Source organism: Sphingobium algorifonticola, from assembly GCF_004005485.1.
Lineage (GTDB): Bacteria > Pseudomonadota > Alphaproteobacteria > Sphingomonadales > Sphingomonadaceae > Sphingobium > Sphingobium algorifonticola.
In genome coordinates, this window is sequence record NZ_RZUL01000001.1 from 412,308 (window position 1) to 429,037 (window position 16,730).

Annotated in this window: 13 protein-coding genes; 9 read left to right on the forward strand and 4 right to left on the reverse strand. The window is 61.8% G+C overall.

Annotated features, from left to right (window positions below; translation table 11 throughout):
• Positions 1-315 precede the first annotated feature (315 nt).
• Positions 316-1,623: a GntP family permease gene (locus ENE74_RS02115; RefSeq protein WP_127688982.1), complete on the forward strand. Its 1,308-nt coding sequence runs from the start codon at positions 316-318 to the stop codon at positions 1,621-1,623.
• 215 nt (positions 1,624-1,838) lie between these two features.
• Here ENE74_RS02115 and ENE74_RS02120 read toward each other — a convergent pair whose 3' ends face one another.
• Entirely contained in the window at positions 1,839-3,338 is a 1,500-nt protein-coding gene (locus ENE74_RS02120) for a CoA-acylating methylmalonate-semialdehyde dehydrogenase (protein WP_127688983.1), read from the reverse strand.
• Between the two features lie 94 nt (positions 3,339-3,432).
• Between ENE74_RS02120 and ENE74_RS02125 the strand changes: the two genes are divergently transcribed.
• Positions 3,433-4,317 (forward strand): LysR family transcriptional regulator, encoded by an 885-nt coding sequence (locus tag ENE74_RS02125; RefSeq protein ID WP_127688984.1) that lies wholly within the window; start codon positions 3,433-3,435, stop codon positions 4,315-4,317.
• A gap of 114 nt (positions 4,318-4,431) precedes the next feature.
• On the opposite strand, the gene ENE74_RS02130 is transcribed toward ENE74_RS02125, so the two are convergent.
• Together ENE74_RS02130 and lldD are read right to left on the reverse strand one after the other, a co-directional pair.
• Positions 4,432-5,703 (reverse strand): L-fuconate dehydratase, encoded by a 1,272-nt coding sequence (locus ENE74_RS02130; protein WP_127688985.1) that lies wholly within the window; start codon positions 5,701-5,703, stop codon positions 4,432-4,434.
• Positions 5,696-6,853, reverse strand: coding sequence for an FMN-dependent L-lactate dehydrogenase LldD (lldD, locus tag ENE74_RS02135; protein ID WP_127688986.1), 1,158 nt, complete (start codon positions 6,851-6,853; stop codon positions 5,696-5,698). The genes ENE74_RS02130 and lldD overlap by 8 nt, the downstream gene beginning before the upstream one ends.
• A gap of 134 nt (positions 6,854-6,987) precedes the next feature.
• Between lldD and ENE74_RS02140 the strand changes: the two genes are divergently transcribed.
• From ENE74_RS02140 to ENE74_RS02170, 7 genes are all read left to right on the forward strand, one after another.
• Positions 6,988-7,305: an L-rhamnose mutarotase gene (locus ENE74_RS02140; protein WP_206517618.1), complete on the forward strand. Its 318-nt coding sequence runs from the start codon at positions 6,988-6,990 to the stop codon at positions 7,303-7,305.
• Positions 7,302-8,342 (forward strand): aldo/keto reductase, encoded by a 1,041-nt coding sequence (locus tag ENE74_RS02145; protein WP_241241779.1) that lies wholly within the window; start codon positions 7,302-7,304, stop codon positions 8,340-8,342. Before ENE74_RS02140 ends, ENE74_RS02145 begins: the two co-directional genes overlap by 4 nt.
• Entirely contained in the window at positions 8,336-9,154 is an 819-nt protein-coding gene (locus ENE74_RS02150) for an amidohydrolase family protein (RefSeq protein WP_206517619.1), read from the forward strand. The genes ENE74_RS02145 and ENE74_RS02150 overlap by 7 nt, the downstream gene beginning before the upstream one ends.
• Positions 9,155-9,158: 4 nt before the next feature.
• A complete protein-coding gene (locus ENE74_RS02155) occupies positions 9,159-9,890 on the forward strand; it encodes an SDR family oxidoreductase (protein ID WP_127688990.1) in 732 nt (243 codons plus the stop codon).
• A gap of 40 nt (positions 9,891-9,930) precedes the next feature.
• Positions 9,931-10,776, forward strand: coding sequence for a fumarylacetoacetate hydrolase family protein (locus ENE74_RS02160; RefSeq protein ID WP_127688991.1), 846 nt, complete (start codon positions 9,931-9,933; stop codon positions 10,774-10,776).
• A 5-nt stretch (positions 10,777-10,781) separates the two neighbouring features.
• The gene (locus ENE74_RS02165; RefSeq protein WP_127688992.1) at positions 10,782-12,980 is read left to right on the forward strand and encodes a TonB-dependent receptor; all 2,199 of its coding nucleotides are present in this window, start codon (positions 10,782-10,784) and stop codon (positions 12,978-12,980) included.
• A 217-nt stretch (positions 12,981-13,197) separates the two neighbouring features.
• Positions 13,198-13,989 carry an SDR family NAD(P)-dependent oxidoreductase gene (locus tag ENE74_RS02170; protein WP_164847356.1) on the forward strand — a complete coding sequence of 264 codons (792 nt, stop codon included), beginning with the start codon at positions 13,198-13,200 and terminating at the stop codon, positions 13,987-13,989.
• 43 nt (positions 13,990-14,032) lie between these two features.
• On the opposite strand, the gene ENE74_RS02175 is transcribed toward ENE74_RS02170, so the two are convergent.
• Positions 14,033-16,729: a hypothetical protein gene (locus ENE74_RS02175; protein WP_127688994.1), complete on the reverse strand. Its 2,697-nt coding sequence runs from the start codon at positions 16,727-16,729 to the stop codon at positions 14,033-14,035.
• Position 16,730 lies beyond the last annotated feature (1 nt).

Consider the following 16,730-nt stretch of genomic DNA (forward strand, 5'->3'; position numbering starts at 1 on the left):
AGCGCCCGGCGCGGTGTCCGGTCCGGCAAGACTGTCGCACCGAACCGGACATCGCGCGTGACATCGCGGCGATCGGGGTCCAACCATAGTGCTGCACGCTGTCGGCCCCGGCGAACAGCAGCGGCGGCGGGCAACGCCGACCTCTCGGCATCCCTTTCACATCCGCTGCCACCAATCGTCGGCGACCGCCGCGAATGGGTCCGTGCCGAACCGGTATGGATCGGCGGGGAGATCGATGCCATAGACATATCAGGGGCGATCGGCGGGACATTCGGTCAATCACCTCTTCATGATGCCCATCGTCAAGGTTGATCGATGATCTACATCCTCGCGGCGCTACCGATCGTTATTCTGATTGTGTTGATCGGGTGGCTGAAAATCCAGCCATTCGTCGCATTTCTGGTCTCCGCGATCAGCTGCGCCATCCTGCTCGGGCTTCCGCCGGAGCAGATCGCGCCGACGATCGAGCGGGGCATTGCCGACATGCTGGGTTCGCTTGCGGTGATTATCTGTCTTGGCGCGATGTTCGGGCAGCTCATTGCCAAAAGCGGCGCAGCGCAACAGATCGCGCAGTCCTTGCTTGGAAGGTTCAGTGGCAACGCGCTGACGGTACCGCTGATGCTGACCGGGTTCGTGGTGGGTCTGCCGCTGCTGTACAACGTCGGCTTTGTGCTGCTCGTCCCCCTCGTGCTGGCCCTGGTGCAGCAGGCCCGCGCATCACCGACGGTAATAGCCATTCCGTTACTCTCGGGGCTGTCGGTCGCCCATGGTTTCCTCCCGCCGCACCCCGCCCCGCTCGCGCTCGTCGCGCAGTTCCAGGCCGATATCGGAAGAACGTTGCTGTACGGCCTGATGGTGGCGTTGCCGACATTGTTCATTGCCGTCCTGCTGACGTTGCGGCTGATGCCCAAAGGCGCATCGTCACCCATCGACCAGGGCAACGCCGCCTCGGCACCGGCGGATGACTTGCCCTCGCCATTGGCAAGCTTCGCCATGGCCTTGCTGCCGATCCTTGCGATAGCGGGCACCGTGCTGTCGTCCGGTCATGCGGGCGCGACGGGCAGCGGGTGGTTTGCCCTGCTGTCCCATCCCATGACGGCCCTGTTGCTATCGCTGGTCGTCGCGACCTACGTCCTTTGGATCCGCGCGGGGCGGGCACTGCCACCGCTGATGGCCAGCTTCAATGATGCCATCGCATCCGTCGCCCCGATACTGCTGATCATTGCGGGCGCCGGCGCGTTGAAGCAGGTGCTGACCGTTACCGGCGTCAGCGGTTCGCTGGCGGAGGGGCTGGCCGACATCCCGCTCAATCCTCTGATCCTCGGCTGGGGGACGGCGGCGCTGCTGCGTGCGGCGCTCGGCTCGGCAACGGTCGCGGGCCTTGCGGCTGCGGGCATCGTCGCCCCCCTCCTCGCGGCCTCCGGCACCGATCCCGCCATGATGGTGCTGGCCGTGGGCGCGGGCAGCCTGATGTTCAGCCACGTCAACGACTCCGGCTTCTGGATGTTCAAGGAGTATTTCGGCCTGACCATTGCGGAGACGATCAAGTCCTGGTCGCTCATGGAGACCCTGGTGGGACTCGTGGGGATCATCATGGTACTGCTGATCGACGCTCTGGTTTGAACGGCCAATGCGCTGACGCGGCACTTCGGCAGGCATTGCGGCGCGACCACGAATTGGCACAGATGCCTGTTTGGCCGCTCTACTGTTCCGGCAACCAGGGTATGGTTCCCCCGCAAAAGCGGGGCGCCCAGGGCCGCTCGGACCAGCATTTCAGGCCCTGCCCCCCTGCTTTCGCAGGGGAACGAGACATCCATGCCTGACGGGGCAATCGCCCCCTATTTCATCGTCGGTATGACGAAACTCTGGTCGATCACGGCCCCGCCCGATGGCCAGCGTTGCGTTACCTTCTTGGTGCGCGTGAAAAAGCGGATGCCATCTTCCCCATATTGGTCCAGGTCGCCAAAGCCTGACCGCTTCCAGCCGCCGAAACTGTGATAGGCCACCGGAACAGGGATCGGCACGTTGATGCCGACCATTCCAACGTCCACGCTGCTCGCGAATTTGCGCGCATAGTCGCCATTGCGCGTAAAGATCGCAACGCCATTCCCATATTGATGACGTGACGGATAGCTGAGGGCCTCATCGAAGCTTTGCGCCCGCAGGATCTGGAGAACGGGTCCGAATATCTCCTCCTGATAGCTGGTCATGTCCGGCCGGACATGATCGATCAGCGTCGGCGCAAGAAAATACCCCTGCTCATAGCCCTGAAGGCTGAAGCCACGGCCGTCGATCACCAATTCAGCGCCCTCATCGACCGCCATCTGGATATAGCTTTCGATCCGCGCCTTGTGCTGCGCGCCGACGACAGGGCCGTAATGCGCGTCCGGGTCGGTAGCGATGCCGACCCGCAATTTGCCGATTGCTTCGACCAGTCGTTGCCGCAGCTCGGTCGCAACCGCGTCACCCACGGGCGTCACGACCGGCAGCGCCATGCACCGCTCGCCTGCCGAACCGAAGGCAGCGCCCACGATATCGGCCACGACCTGATCCATATCCGCATCGGGCAGGACGATGCCATGGTTCTTGGCACCACCCATGCACTGCATCCGCTTGCCCTGTGATGCCCCCCGGCCATAGACATATTGCGCAATGTCCGATGATCCCACGAAGCTGACCGCCTTGATGTCGGGATGATCGAGAATGGCATCGACCATTTCCTTGTCTCCGTGGATGACATTGAAGATGCCCTCGGGCAGCCCCGCTTCCAGCGCCAGCTCGGCCAGGCGCACGGGCACGGACGGATCGCGCTCGGATGGCTTGAGGATGAAGGCGTTGCCACAGGCGATTGCGGGCGCGGCCATCCACAACGGGATCATGGCCGGGAAGTTGAAAGGCGTGATGCCAGCGCAGATGCCCAGAGGCTGACGCAGCGAATAGACGTCGATGCCAGGACCAGCGCCCTCCGTGTACTCACCCTTTATCAGATGGGGAATCCCGCATGCAAACTCGACGACCTCCAGCCCGCGCTGAATGTCCCCCTTGGAATCGGCGATCACCTTGCCATGTTCCGAAGAGAGCAGGCGGGCAAGGTCGTCCATGTTCTGCTCGATCAGATCCTTGAACCGGGATATCACCCTGGCGCGGCGCTGCGGATTGAGCGCGGCCCATTCCGGCTGCGCAGTCCGGGCGTTTTCCACGGCACGCGCGAGTTGAGACGCGTCGCCCAGACTGACCTTCGCCTGCACCTGGCCCGTTGACGGGTCATAGACATCGCTGGTGTGGGTGCCGTCCCACGTTGCCGATCTGCCTCCGATGAAATGCGTGATGCTGCGCAAGATACCCTCCAGGTCCGATTGAGAGTCGCGACATAAACTTGTCAGCTTTGCACAAACAGGCCTATGGATGCATATCCATTGTGCAGAGATACCAATGCTCGATTCCGAACAGCTACGTGTTTTCCTCGCCATTCTGCGCTTTGGGAATACGCTCGCGGCGGCCAAGCGGCTGGGGGTCGATCACAGCACGGTGTCGCGTCGCCTCACGGCATTGGAGCGGGCACTGGGCGCGCGGCTTTTTGACCGCTCGCCGAGAGGATTGACCCCAACAGAGGCGGCGGGCGCGCTGATCGGCCACGCGGAACGGATCGAAACAGAACTGATCGCCGCAGCCTCCTGCGTCGCGCGCGCGGACGGCGAAATCACCGGCACCGTGCGGCTCGCCACGCCTGAGGTGTTTGGAACATCGCTGGTTGCGCCGCGCATGGCCGAATTCCGATCGCGATATCCCTCCCTGGTGCTGGAATTGGCACCGGAAAGCCGGTTTGTCAGTCTTTCCAAGCGCGAAGCGGATATCGCGATTGCGCTGAAGCCTCCACCGCGCGGACGGCTGGTGGCGCGCAAGCTGGCCGATTATCGTATCGGCATGTATGCCGCGCGAAGCTATCTTGCGGCGCATGGCCCGATCACGGACAGAGCGGCGCTATCTGGGCACGCCTTCATATCCTATATCGACGAGTTGCTCGATTATCCGGAATTGAACGCACTGGAAACGGCGCTGCCCGGTGTTGCGACCGTGTTCCGGTCAAGCTCAAGCTCCGCGCAGCAGGCCGCCGTCGCCGCCGGAGCGGGACTGGCGATGCTGCATTGCATAGCGGCCGAGCGTGACCAGCGGCTCACCCGCATATTGCCCGATCTCGTCGAGGTGCGGCGCAGCTACTGGCTGGTCATGCACGCCGACCAGCAGAAAATGCCTCGCATTCGTGCGGTCGTCGATTTCCTCGGCGAACTGGTGGACCATATGATCGATCGCAGCTGATCGCCCGAAAAGCCGACGGTGCCGTCACGTCCGCATCGGCAGGAGGAACAACGTCGTCCCCGGATCGGCGCGCTTCGAGCGATGACCTAGCCGACGAAGCGCGGGGCGATCATGTCAGCTCCACAAATGATCGAGGATCGATTGCGGCTTCATTTCTATGGAGAAGCCCGGTGCAGCCGGAGGCATATATGCGGCGTTGCGGACGATGCAGGGATCGACGAAATGCTCGTGCAGGTGATCGACATATTCGATGACCCGCCCTTCCCGGCTGCCGGCGATCGCGACATAGTCGATCATGGCGAGATGCTGCACATATTCGCACAACCCCACGCCGCCGGCATGGGGGCAGACCGGAAGGTCGAACTTTGCCGCCATCAGCAACACCGCGAGCACTTCGTTGAGGCCGCCGATGCGGCACGCATCGATCTGCACGACGTCGATGGCCTGCTGATCCATGAATTGCTTGAACAGGATACGGTTCTGGCACATCTCGCCGGTCGCAATCTTCACCGGCGCCACAGCGGAGCGAATGCGCCGATGCCCGATGATGTCGTCCGGGCTGGTGGGCTCCTCGATGAACCAAGGCTCGGCAAATGCGAGCGCGTTCACCCATGCGATCGCCTGATCGACTTCCCAGACCTGATTGGCGTCGATCATCAGCTGCCGGTCGTTGCCGATAACCTCCCGCGCAATCCGTACGCGGCGAATATCATCATCAAGGCTTGCACCGACTTTCAGCTTTATATGCTGGAAACCGGCATCGACCGCTTCCTGGCACAGGCGGCGCAGCTTGTCGTCCGCATAGCCCAGCCACCCCGCGGATGTCGTGTAACAGGGATATCCGTTCGTTTCGAGGTCGGCAATCCGCGCTGCCTTGCCGTCTGCCCTGGCTTCAAGCAGGTCCAGCGCCTCTTCCGGCGGCAGAACGTCGGTAAGATAGCGGAAATCCACCAGCCGCACGATGTCTGCCGGTGCCATGTCGGCAATCAGGCGCCAGACCGGCTTGCCCTGCGTCTTTGCCCACAGATCCCAGACGGCGTTGACGACCGCCCCGGTTGCCAGATGCATCGCCCCCTTGTCCGGCCCGATCCAGCGAAGCTGGCTGTCGCCGGTGATGTGCCGCCAGAAGCGCCCGCCGTCTTCGCGGATCCAGTCGAGATCGAGGCCCACGACTCTTGGCGCGAGCGAACGGATGGCGGCACAGCAGATTTCATTTCCGCGACCGATCGTGAAGGTCAGCCCGTGTCCGGCAAAACCGTTGTCGCATTCGAGGATCAGATAGGCGGCCGAATAGTCCGGTTCCGGGTTCATCGCATCCGACCCGTCGAGGGATAGTGACGTGGGAAAGCGGATATCGAGCACGCGCATTGCAGTAATCTTAGGCATCATCCTCACCTTTTTTTGTGTCGTACAGCACGCCATTATGGATCGACGCGACCGAAACGCAGCCGGTCAGCGCCATCGCGACCCGCAATTCGCTTTCCAGAAAAGTCAGCAGGCGAGTCACGCCCGCTTCACCTCCGGCGGCCAGCGCATAGACCCAGGCACGCCCCAGCAGTACGCCATTCGCGCCAAGCGCCAGCATCCGCAACACATCCACACCCGACCGGATACCGGAGTCAGCGAGAATGACCATGCGCCCCGCCACCGCTTTCGCAATGTGCGGCAGCGCCTCTGCTGTGGATGGCGCACCGTCCAACTGTCGGCCGCCATGATTGGATACCACTATGCCGTCGGCGCCAAGGGCTTCGGCCTGGAGCGCGTCACCGGCATCCAATATGCCCTTGATGACCAGTGGCCCGTCCCATTGCTCGCGCAGCCAGGCGATATCGCGCCAGGCGATCGACGGGTCGAAGTTCGCACCCAGCCAGCCCATGAAATCCTCAAGGCCGCTACCCTGCTTGAGGACCGGCGCTACATTGCCGAGCACATGCGGACGGCCCCGGATGCCCACATCCCAAAGCCATCGGGGATGCGTCAGCGCCTGCAGTGCGCGTCGCGCCGGCGCGTGGCGGCCTGACATGCCGGAATAGGCATCCCGATACCGGATGCCGGGGGCAGGCATATCGACGGTGAAGAAAAGCCCGGGACATCCCTGCGACCGCGCTTCGGCCAGCAGTTCCTTCATGAAGCCGCGATCGCGGATCACATAAAGCTGGAACCATGGTGTGGCACCGCTGTCGCGTACGACCTCCGAGAGGCTGCACAGGGATACCGTGGATAACGCGAAGGGAATAGCGGCTGCCTGCGCCGCCCGCGCCGCCTGCACCTCTCCGCGCCGCGCATAAAGCCCGGCGATGCCAACGGGACCAAGTCCGATCGGCATGGACTGATGCGTGCCGAAAAGATTGGTGGACAAGTCTATGCGCGACACATCCTGCAGTACCCGCTGGCGCAGGCGGATTGCGGCCAGATCGCGGACGTTGCGCGCCGCCGTGCCTTCCGATTGGGCCGCGCCATCCAGATAGTCGAACAGGAATCTCGGCAGTCGCCGTTTCGCCAAGGTACGGAAATCGGCTGGAGAACGGGCGATCATATTTCTGGCAGATCCGATTGCAATTGAAACACCGCCGTTCAAAACGAACGATTTTGATTTACTGATAGATCGACATTCTATATATTGGAAGAAATAGTCAAGCAATAAGGGAGAGAGGCATGCGGCGATGCTTCGTGCTGGACCTGAAAAGCGACCGCGACCTGATCGCCGCTTACGAAGCACGTCATGCACCAGGTGCCGTCTGGCCCGAAGTCCTGCGCCACATCCGGCAGCAGGGCGTCATCGAGATGGAGATATGGCGCGCGGCGGATCGTCTGGTGATGCTGTGCGAGGTTTCGGAAGACTATCCCCGCCCGCTGCCGCCCCATTCCCGCGTCGTACAATGGGAAAACGAGATGCTGTTGTACCAGAAGCCACTGCCGGCGGCCTCGCCCGATGCAAAATGGCTGGAGATGAAACGTATCTTCATTTTGCCGGATACCGAGACGTGAGCAGCCCTTTGGTGAACCGGCTTGCCCAATCCGGCCTGGCCCTTCCGGCGCTGGGCTTCGGCGCGGCTTCGATAGGCAATCTTTACCGACCGGTTTCGGATGCGGAGGCCGAGGCGACCGTTCTGGCCGCCCTTGATGCGGGCATGACCTATATCGACACCGCGCCTTATTACGGGTTCGGCCTGTCCGAAAGGCGTGTCGGCGATGTGGTGCGGGGACGCAAGGATATCGTTCTTTCAACAAAGGTCGGGCGACTGCTGCGCCCCGATCCTTCGGTGGGCGACGATCGCGAACGGCACGGCTTCTGCTCCCCCATGCCGTTCGCGCCGCATTACGATTATAGTCATGACGCGATCATGCGGTCGGTCGAGGACAGTTTTCAGCGGCTCGGCCTGGCGCGGATCGACCTGCTCTACATCCACGACATCGGCCATCGCACCCATGGCGCGGCGAACGGTCAGCACATGGACGCGCTGGTAGCGGGCGGCGGGCTGCGCGCGCTGGAGGCGTTGCGCGAGGAAGGCGTCATATCGGGCTTCGGCATAGGGGTGAACGAGCTTGAAGCGTGCGCGGAGGTGATGGCGCATGCGCAGCTCGATGCGATATTGCTGGCTGGCCGTTATACGCTGCTGGAACAAGACGCTCTTGATGACATGCTGCCGGCCTGCCTCGCCGCAGGGACGGCAGTGGTCATCGGTGGCCCTTATAATTCGGGGATCCTCGCCACCGGCACCCGTCAGGCCGGGCCCGTTCACTATGATTACGGGGTGGCCCCGGCACATGTGGTCGAAAAAGTTGCGCGCATCGAGGCCCTGTGCCGCGATCATGACATACCGCTTGCCGCCGCCGCGCTTCAGTTTCCGCTGGCGCATCCTGCGGTGGCCAGCGTCATTCCGGGCCTGGGCAGTGTGGCGCGGGTGCAGCAGACGCAGGCGCTGGCGACGCAGGCCATTCCCGGCGACTTCTGGGCGCAGCTTCGTGCCGAGGGTCTGGTGCGCCCGGATGCGCCCTTGCCCGGATTGCCGACACCGTGCTGATCGACGCGCATCAGCATTTCTGGGATCCGTCGCGCGGCGACTATCACTGGCTTTCTCCGGGCTCGCCGCTCGACCGGGTGTTCGGCCCTGCTGACCTGATTGATCAGTCTCGCGCCCATGGCGTTACCGGAACCATTCTTGTCCAGGCCGCGGAAACCGAGGCCGAAACCGACTATATGATCGCACTGGCCCGTGCGACGCCATGGGTCGTCGGGATTGTCGGCTGGATTGATCTCGCGGCCCCAGACGCGGCGGCCAGGGTTGCCCAACGCGCTGGCCCCTGCGTCGGCTTGCGCCCGATGTTGCAGGACATGGCGGACAGGGAGTGGATATTGGGGACGGCCCTTGAACCAGCCCTTTGCGCGATGGCCGATCGATGCATGGTGTTCGATGCGCTGGTGCGCCCCGACCAGATCGCCGCAATCACCCGGCTCGCTGACCGATTTCCCGGACTGACCATCGTGATCGATCACGCGGGCAAGCCAGCGATCGGCGACAGGGCGGCCGAAGCGGTGTGGCGGTCAGCAATTGGCGAGGCGGCGCTGCGGCCGAACATCGCCTGCAAGCTGTCCGGCCTGATGACGGAAATGACCGCCGGTGCCACCGAAGCAGACCTTGTTGCGACGATCGCAGTGCTTGTCGATCTGTTCGGACCGGACAGGCTGATCTGGGGCAGCGACTGGCCTGTCCTGACATTGGCGGGCCGCTATGGCGACTGGATCGACCTTTGCCGTCGATCCGTACCGGCGGCCCAGCATTCCGCAGTTTTCGGCGCAAACGCGCTGCGTATCTATGGCATTGACAGGGGATGACAGGATGAAAGGCCGTTTGAATGGCAAGGTCGCGCTGGTAACCGCGGCGGCACAGGGGATCGGCCGTGCGACGGCGGAACTGTTCGCGGCGGAAGGCGCGCAGGTTTTTGCGACGGACATCAATGTCGAACCGCTTGCCGATGCAGACGGCCTGATCGTGCGGCAACTGGATGTGCGGGATGCACAGGCCATAGAGGCCTTGCTTGCCGAAAGTGGCCCGCTCGACGTTCTCTTCAACTGCGCGGGGTTCGTTGCCAACGGCGCCATATTGGAATGCACCGAGGCGGACCTGGCCTTTTCCCTTGACCTCAACGTCACGGCCATGGCGACGATGGTGAAGGCCGCCTTGCCCGCCATGATCGACAACGGCGGCGGATCGATCATCAACATGGCGTCGGTCGCCGGATCGGTAAAGGCCGTGCCCAATCGCTTTGCCTATAGCGTCAGCAAGGCCGCCGTTGTCGGGCTGAGCAAGTCGGTGGCGATGGACTATGTCACGCGCGGCATAAGGTGCAACGCCATCTGCCCCGGAACGGTCGACACCCCGTCGCTGCATGACCGCCTGCGGGCGACGGGCGACTATGAGGCCGCCTGGGCCGCCTTCACCGCCAGACAACCCATGGGGCGGATCGGACGGCCTGAGGAAATTGCGGCGCTGGCGCTGTATCTGGCATCGGATGACGCCGCCTTCACGACCGGTCAGGTGCATGTGATCGATGGCGGATGGGCGAACTGACGCCCGCTCCCGCTTATTCCACCCCGTTAAAGGATATGCGATGAAGCTGTTACGCTATGGCACCGCGGGACAGGAACGCCCCGCCCTTCTGGACGCCAATCATCAAATCCGCGATCTGTCGGCGATCGTGACGGATATCGATGGCCCCATGCTCGGCAGCGGCGCGATCGACCGTCTGCGCGCTATCGATCCATCGACCTTGCCAGTCGTTTCCGGCGACGTGCGGATCGGGCCCTGCGTCGGCCGACCCGGCAAGTTCCTGTGCATCGGCCTCAACTATCACGATCATGCCCGCGAAACCGGCGCTGCGATACCCGAAGAACCGGTGCTGTTCGCCAAGGCGACGAGCGCGCTGTCCGGCCCGAATGACCCGGTGATCCGCCCACGCGGCGCGCAGAAGCTGGACTGGGAAGTCGAATTGGCGTTCGTCGTGGGTGCCGAATGCCGGTATGTCGACGAAGCGCAGGCCGCCGCGGCGATCGCGGGATATTTCGTCTGCCATGATGTGTCCGAGCGGGCATTCCAGCTGGAACGCGGCGGAACGTGGGACAAGGGCAAGGGGTGCGACAGCTTCGGTCCGATCGGCCCGTGGCTGGTCACCGCCGACGAGGCGCACGACATCCTCGATCGCCGGATGTGGCTTGAGGTCAACGGCCGTCGTTATCAGGATGGCAGCACCGCAGACATGATTTTCCGCCCTGCCTTTCTGCTGTCCTATATCAGCCAGTTCATGAGCCTCCAGCCCGGCGACATCGTTACGACCGGAACGCCGGCCGGCGTCGGCCTGGGGCAGAAACCCCCCGTCTATCTGCAACCGGGGGATAGCGTCCGGCTGGGCATCGACGGGCTGGGCGTGCAGCAGCAGAGCGTCGTCGAGGAAGGGTGAGCGACATGAGCGCGGCCATAGTCTCCCTGATAGCTATGGCGACCCTCTCCGATGCGCCGCCTCTTCCCGAAACTGGGCGCCCCTTGCCTCAAAAAGATACGCCGGCCGAAGTGCAAGGGAGCGCCAATCCCCCGCAGCCCCCGGTAGAGCAAGCCAATGATATCGTAGTGACGGCGACACGATCCGGCCCGTCCGACCGCGTGACCTACAATGTTCAGGCCGCCACCAGCAATGCGACGGTCACCGTCGCCGATGCACTCAATCGCGTGCCCTCGGTCAGTGTCGACCCTGACGGCAAAGTCGCATTGCGCGGTCAGGAAGATGTGACGATCTTGATCGATGGCAAGCTTGCGACCTCGCTTCAGGGTGACGAGCAGGCCGTGGCTCTACAATCCATGTCCGCCGATCAGCTTGAGCGTGTGGAAGTGTACACAACGCCGCCAGTCCAGTTCACCAGCAACGGCGGCGGCGGCGTCATCAACCTTGTGACGCGAAAGACGCGCGACACACGCCCCAAGGGCTCTGCGCTTGCCGCAGTTGGCTCCAGCAGGCGGTACAAGGTGTCGTTGTCAGGCAGCGGGCAGCTATCAGGGGCGCGTGTTGAAGGCAATGCGGGCTATCGGCGCGATTATCCCGGCAGCATCAACGGGACTGATCGTATCACGACAGACCCCGATACCGGCGAGACTACCCGCCTGACCATCGCGCGCAACAACCGATGTGCGCAAAAAAGATGGGATCTGGGCGGCAGCGCCTCTGCCGACCTCTCGTCCATCGATACTGTCACCCTTGGCGGAACCATGTGGGGACGCAGAGGGGATTGTCAGTCCGACGCGCGGCAGCAGCAATTTGCACAAAGCGGGATCACACTTCTAGACCTCATGCGGACGGCTCTGCGCAGCTATGACCGGCGATATGATGCCGAGGCAACCGCCCGCTACGCACATAACGGCAAAAAAGACTCGTTGTCCTTGAATGCCAGTATCGGGAAGACATCTTTCGACGGATTCGACTTCGTTCTCAACCAGTTCTCGGTTCCTGTCAGATCAGATTATATCGACTATCTGATCGAGCGACGGGACAATCGATTTTTAACGCTGGGCACAGACTATCAGCGCAAGGCCGGGCGCCTGAACTTGGCTATGGGTGGACAGTTCGAACGCCTGGATCAGGCATATGAGAACTCTGCGTTCCTGATAGACCCTGACACGGATGTAACGACCGAGAACGGCGATTTTGTTTCCAGTTTCGCATATAAACGCGCCATATTGGGGCTTTATGCCAAAAGTGATTTGCGCCTTGGCGGAGTTTTACTGGGTGTTGGCGTCCGATATGAACACGCCCGCCAGAAAATAGGCGAACGCAGCTGGATGTCTCAAGGACCGGACCGGTTCAACCCAAGTTTTTCGGCGGCGTTGAAAACCAGATCTGGTGCCAATGTGCGGTTTGACTATGCGCGGCGCATTCAGCGGCCAGTCCCTACCGACCTTAACCCGGCCATAATCTTCGGCAACCTCTTCAATCTGTACCAAGGCAATCCCGACCTGAAACCGGAAGTCATTGATCTCTTGGAATTGGGATTGAGCAAGGAAGGCGGCGGTCAGCAATTCAGCGGAAAACTATTCTATCGCGATACCGCGGGTTACATCGTGGACAGGCTGGATTTAATCCAATCATCCGTCTTGCTGGCTACCAAGGTCAATAGCGGGTCTGCAAAAAGCTATGGGCTCGATGTAAGTGGAAAGCACGCAATTGCGCAGGGCTTTAGTGTGTCGCTGAGCAGCGTTCTAGCCATTATGCAAGTCAACTATACGGGCTTGTTTGGTGATCCGCAGCAAGACCGCATATTTGCCCCCAGTGTGAAGGTCGGCGCAGACTATCGCGTTACGGATGACGATCAGATCCAAGCCAATTTCGAGGCTTCGAACCGTATCCTTACCGGCCAGGGCATCAAAGGATCGTTGCTTACGACCAACCTGTCCTATCAACGCCGCTTGTCCTCCCGCATCGCGGCGAATGTGACTTTCAACAATCCCTTTCGCTGGCAAAACGTCAAGACACGCACGAAAAATGAACTGGTGCAGGAGATCGGCGACCGCCGTGTGCGTGACAGCAGCGTTTTCCTTGTCTTTCGATTTGGACTGGGCGCTACGAAAGTTGCAGGCAGCGATGCGGACTTGGCTGCGCCCGTCCGCAATTTCTGACGGGGGGAACCGATCGTGTCGAAAGTGCGCATCGTCCGGCGTCGGCCTGGGGCAGAAACCGCCCGTCTATCTGCAACCGGGGGATAGCGTCCGGCTGGGCATCGAGGGCCTCGGCGTCCAGCAGCAGAGCGTCGTCGAGGAAAAAAAGATCATCAAACATAAGGCAGCAATATTCAGAGACCAGGTGCCAACTGCCGAAACAGCAGAAAGTGGCGTCATGGGAAACAGCGTTGTTATCGGGGCCAGCAGCGGCATTGGCCGTGCGTTGGCGGAAGCCCTGGCGGCGCAAGGCCATGTCGTTCAGGCCGGCAGTCGCAGTCCATCGACATGGGCGGCACCGTCAATCGGCTGGCAACCGGTCAATATCACCAGCCTGCCTTCGATTGACGCCTTTGCCAAAGCGACGCTTGCGCGCTTCGCCCGGATCGACATGCTGGTTGTCAGTGCGGGGGCCTATACGGCTGGCGCTATTGAGGAAACGTCGATCGACGAGGGCAAGGCGCAGTTCGACACCTATGTTTTCGGGACGATAGCGGTCATCCAGGCCTTTCTGCCGAAACTGCGCGAGCAACGCTCAGGCAAGATCATCATCATGGCGTCCAGCGCCGCTGACGCGGCGATACCGTTTCACGGTTTCTATAGCGCGAGCAAAGCGGCGATCGCCTCGTTCGCCGAATGCCTCGCGCATGAAATGGCCCCGTTCAATATCGACGTCATCACCGTCCTCACCACAGGTGTGCGCACATCGGCATCAAGCAAGAGTATACGGTCCGCCGCCCGTCTGCCTGTTTATGACGGCAGCAGGGATCGCGCCATCGCGGCGTTCATCGAGGATCAGGATAGCGGCATGGAACCGGCCGATCTGGCGCAGATGATACTCAAACGCGCCCAAGGATCGGGCGGGCCGCACATCATCCGCATCGGGGCGCTGGCGAAGATACTGCCCTATATGAAGCTTGTGCTGCCCAGCCGTCTGTTCCTGAAAAATGTCAGGCGGTCATTCGAATAGCCGCCCAATAGCCACTGGCGAAAAGCGACCGCCGGTCCGCCGGTCATTCCATCGGCGGCAATGCGGCGTCGGCACCGAAAGCGCGAAACTCCACCAGACCAACCGATCCACCCGGCGCGTCATTCTTCAGCAGAACGCGCAGTTTTCCCGATGTATGATCTCTCCGTATGGCATAGGTCTGCGGTGCATCGGTGTTGGAATTGAGCCAGGGTGACAGGCTGACCCACTTGCCGTCCTTTTCGAGTTGCAGGCGCCAGGCGGTAACCTGATCCTTGCCCTGATTGTCCTCTGTCAGGGTTGCGGTGATCCGACGATAGCGACCGTCCAGCGTAAAACTGATCGACGCTTCCGCGCCTTTGGCGACGGCCTCTCCGCTTGTAATGCTGCCGTCGACCACGCGGTCGAGATTATCCCAGTCCGCATCGGGATCAATCGTCGAGCGCCGCGTCAGCGCGCCGGAAACCGGCACCAGATCGTCCGGGCCATTCGCGGCGATCGTGCCGCCGAGAGTCACCTGGTCAAGGCTGATGCTCTTTTCGGGAATGATCGTCAGTTCATTCTGCCCCCTGGTCGTCATGATCGGCACCGCGACCGTAGACCAGCCGCCCGCATCCGCCGCTTTCAGCGTTGCGGCATATCGCTGCTTGCCGATGCGGATATCGACTTTGGTGTCCGCCTGAACCGCATGACGCAGCGACAGGGACGCGCGGCCTCCCAAACCGGCGTCCAGCATGATCTTGAGTGGCTTGCCGCCTTCGCACAAGGCATAACCGGACCCGTTGAAGCCGGAGATATGCTGACTGGTGGCGACGCAGCCGGTGCCATGTTCCGCCTGATAGATCGGCGCATAGGCCAGCATCGCACGATGGCCAGGTTCCAAACCGGCCTTGGCAACGATCGCATCGGTTTCGACGGGTCGGGCGCCGGGAAGGAAGAAACGCGCGGCATCGATTGTGCGGGTTCCCCCGTAATTGGCGGACGGGGTGTCGCTGAAGTTGTTGCGGATAACCAGGTCACGTTGACTCATGCCCTGGGCATAGGAATTGTTATGCAACCACGTCCGTTCCCCCATGTTCTCGATGACATTGCCCTCCCACAGGATGTCGGAACTGCCCTCGTCCGGATACAGCGCCGCAAAATCGTGCCGCATCATGAAGATGTGATTTCCGGCTATGATCGTGGGCTGCCCCGTGCCCCGCTGATTGCCGACGTTGTAGATGCCGCCGCCGTCGCGGCCCGCCTTGACGATATCGTACAGGCGATTGGCAATGACGCGGTTCGACCCATAGGGGCCGGGCGTGTCGCTCCAGCGATAGCCAAGCGCGATGGGCGTATACCCCACATCATGAATATCGTTGTGCGCTACCAGAACATTATCCGCCATCGCCGCGTGAATGGCCTGGGCGGCGTTGGGCGCATCCAGTCCGATCCGATAGATATGGTTGTTGTTGACGGCAACGGCGGTCACACGATCCGCAGCCGATCTGGAATTGCATCCGACGCATGAATCGATGTCGTCGATCGAACGACGAAGATCGCCGATCTGGACACCATTGCCGCCGAGATTGGCGATCGTCGCGCCCGACACTGTCCCGTTCTTCGATCCGCGATCGAAAAACAGACCGGCAGTGCCCGAGTTGAAGATATGCACACCGCTGAACGCAACGGCATCGGCAAAGCGGGTGTGAACCGTGGCCGGTGGGCTTCCCACTTCCCAACTGCCCGCTTTGTCGCGCAAGCTGTTGGACTGATTTCCGATGTGCCCGAACGAAGATTGCGGCCGCAGGTTCGTGGCATGTGCGAAACCAATGTTCTCGAAAACAAGGTTGCGCACGGGGCGCTTGGCAGTCCCATTGATCCGCACCAGCGTGTCCGGCACGACAGCCAGTATCGTTTCCGCAGCGGCCATGTCCGTGCCGACGACCGGTTTGTAGAATATCCGATCTCGCGCCGTATCGAGATACCATTCGCCCGGCTGGTCGAGCAGTTCGAAAGCGTTGCGCACCTCGGTCGGATTCGCGATCAACTCCTCATGCATCGGCGAACCGGGATTTTCGATGGAATCCCGGCCGCCGCTGCGCAGGCTCCAGCCGGGCTGCTTCATCGTCACCACGGTCTTGCCATCGATCAGCTCCGCCCTGGACATCGACAGAATGCGCCACTTCCAAGACCCCGGCCAGACGAACTCGACAAGATCGGGATTGCGATAGGCGGGTATCGCGGTTCCATCGCCGACAAAGCCCGTGTCCGTGATCGTCACCGACTTGAACGGACTTGGCCCCGCCGCCAGTGACGCAGGCGTGCCGCCGACATAGAGGTTGCGCGATCGTGTGCCCGCAGGCACCGGTGCCTCGAAGATGCCGTCGCCGTCCGGGTCGCTCCACTTTCCGGTCAGGTTCACGCCGCCGCTGATGACCGGGCGTTCGTCAGCGGCATAAGCGCGATAAACAACCCTGGCCTTGGCGCCACCGCCATCTTCAGGGCCAAAAACGAGGGTGCGATCGACGAAATAATAGCCGCCGCGCAAATGCACCGTGATGTCGGATATGTGTTTCGCCTTGCGAACGGCCTTTTGTGCGGCGCTGATCGACCGGAAGGCGCGATCGGCACCGGTGCCGCTGTTGGTGTCGTTTCCCCGCGCCGGATCGACATAAAAATTTTGGGCGGTCTGTGCGATGGCCAGCGTCGGCAGGCTGCTTCCAAGTATCAGGGCAAACGCGATGTTTCTGATCGTCGTCATT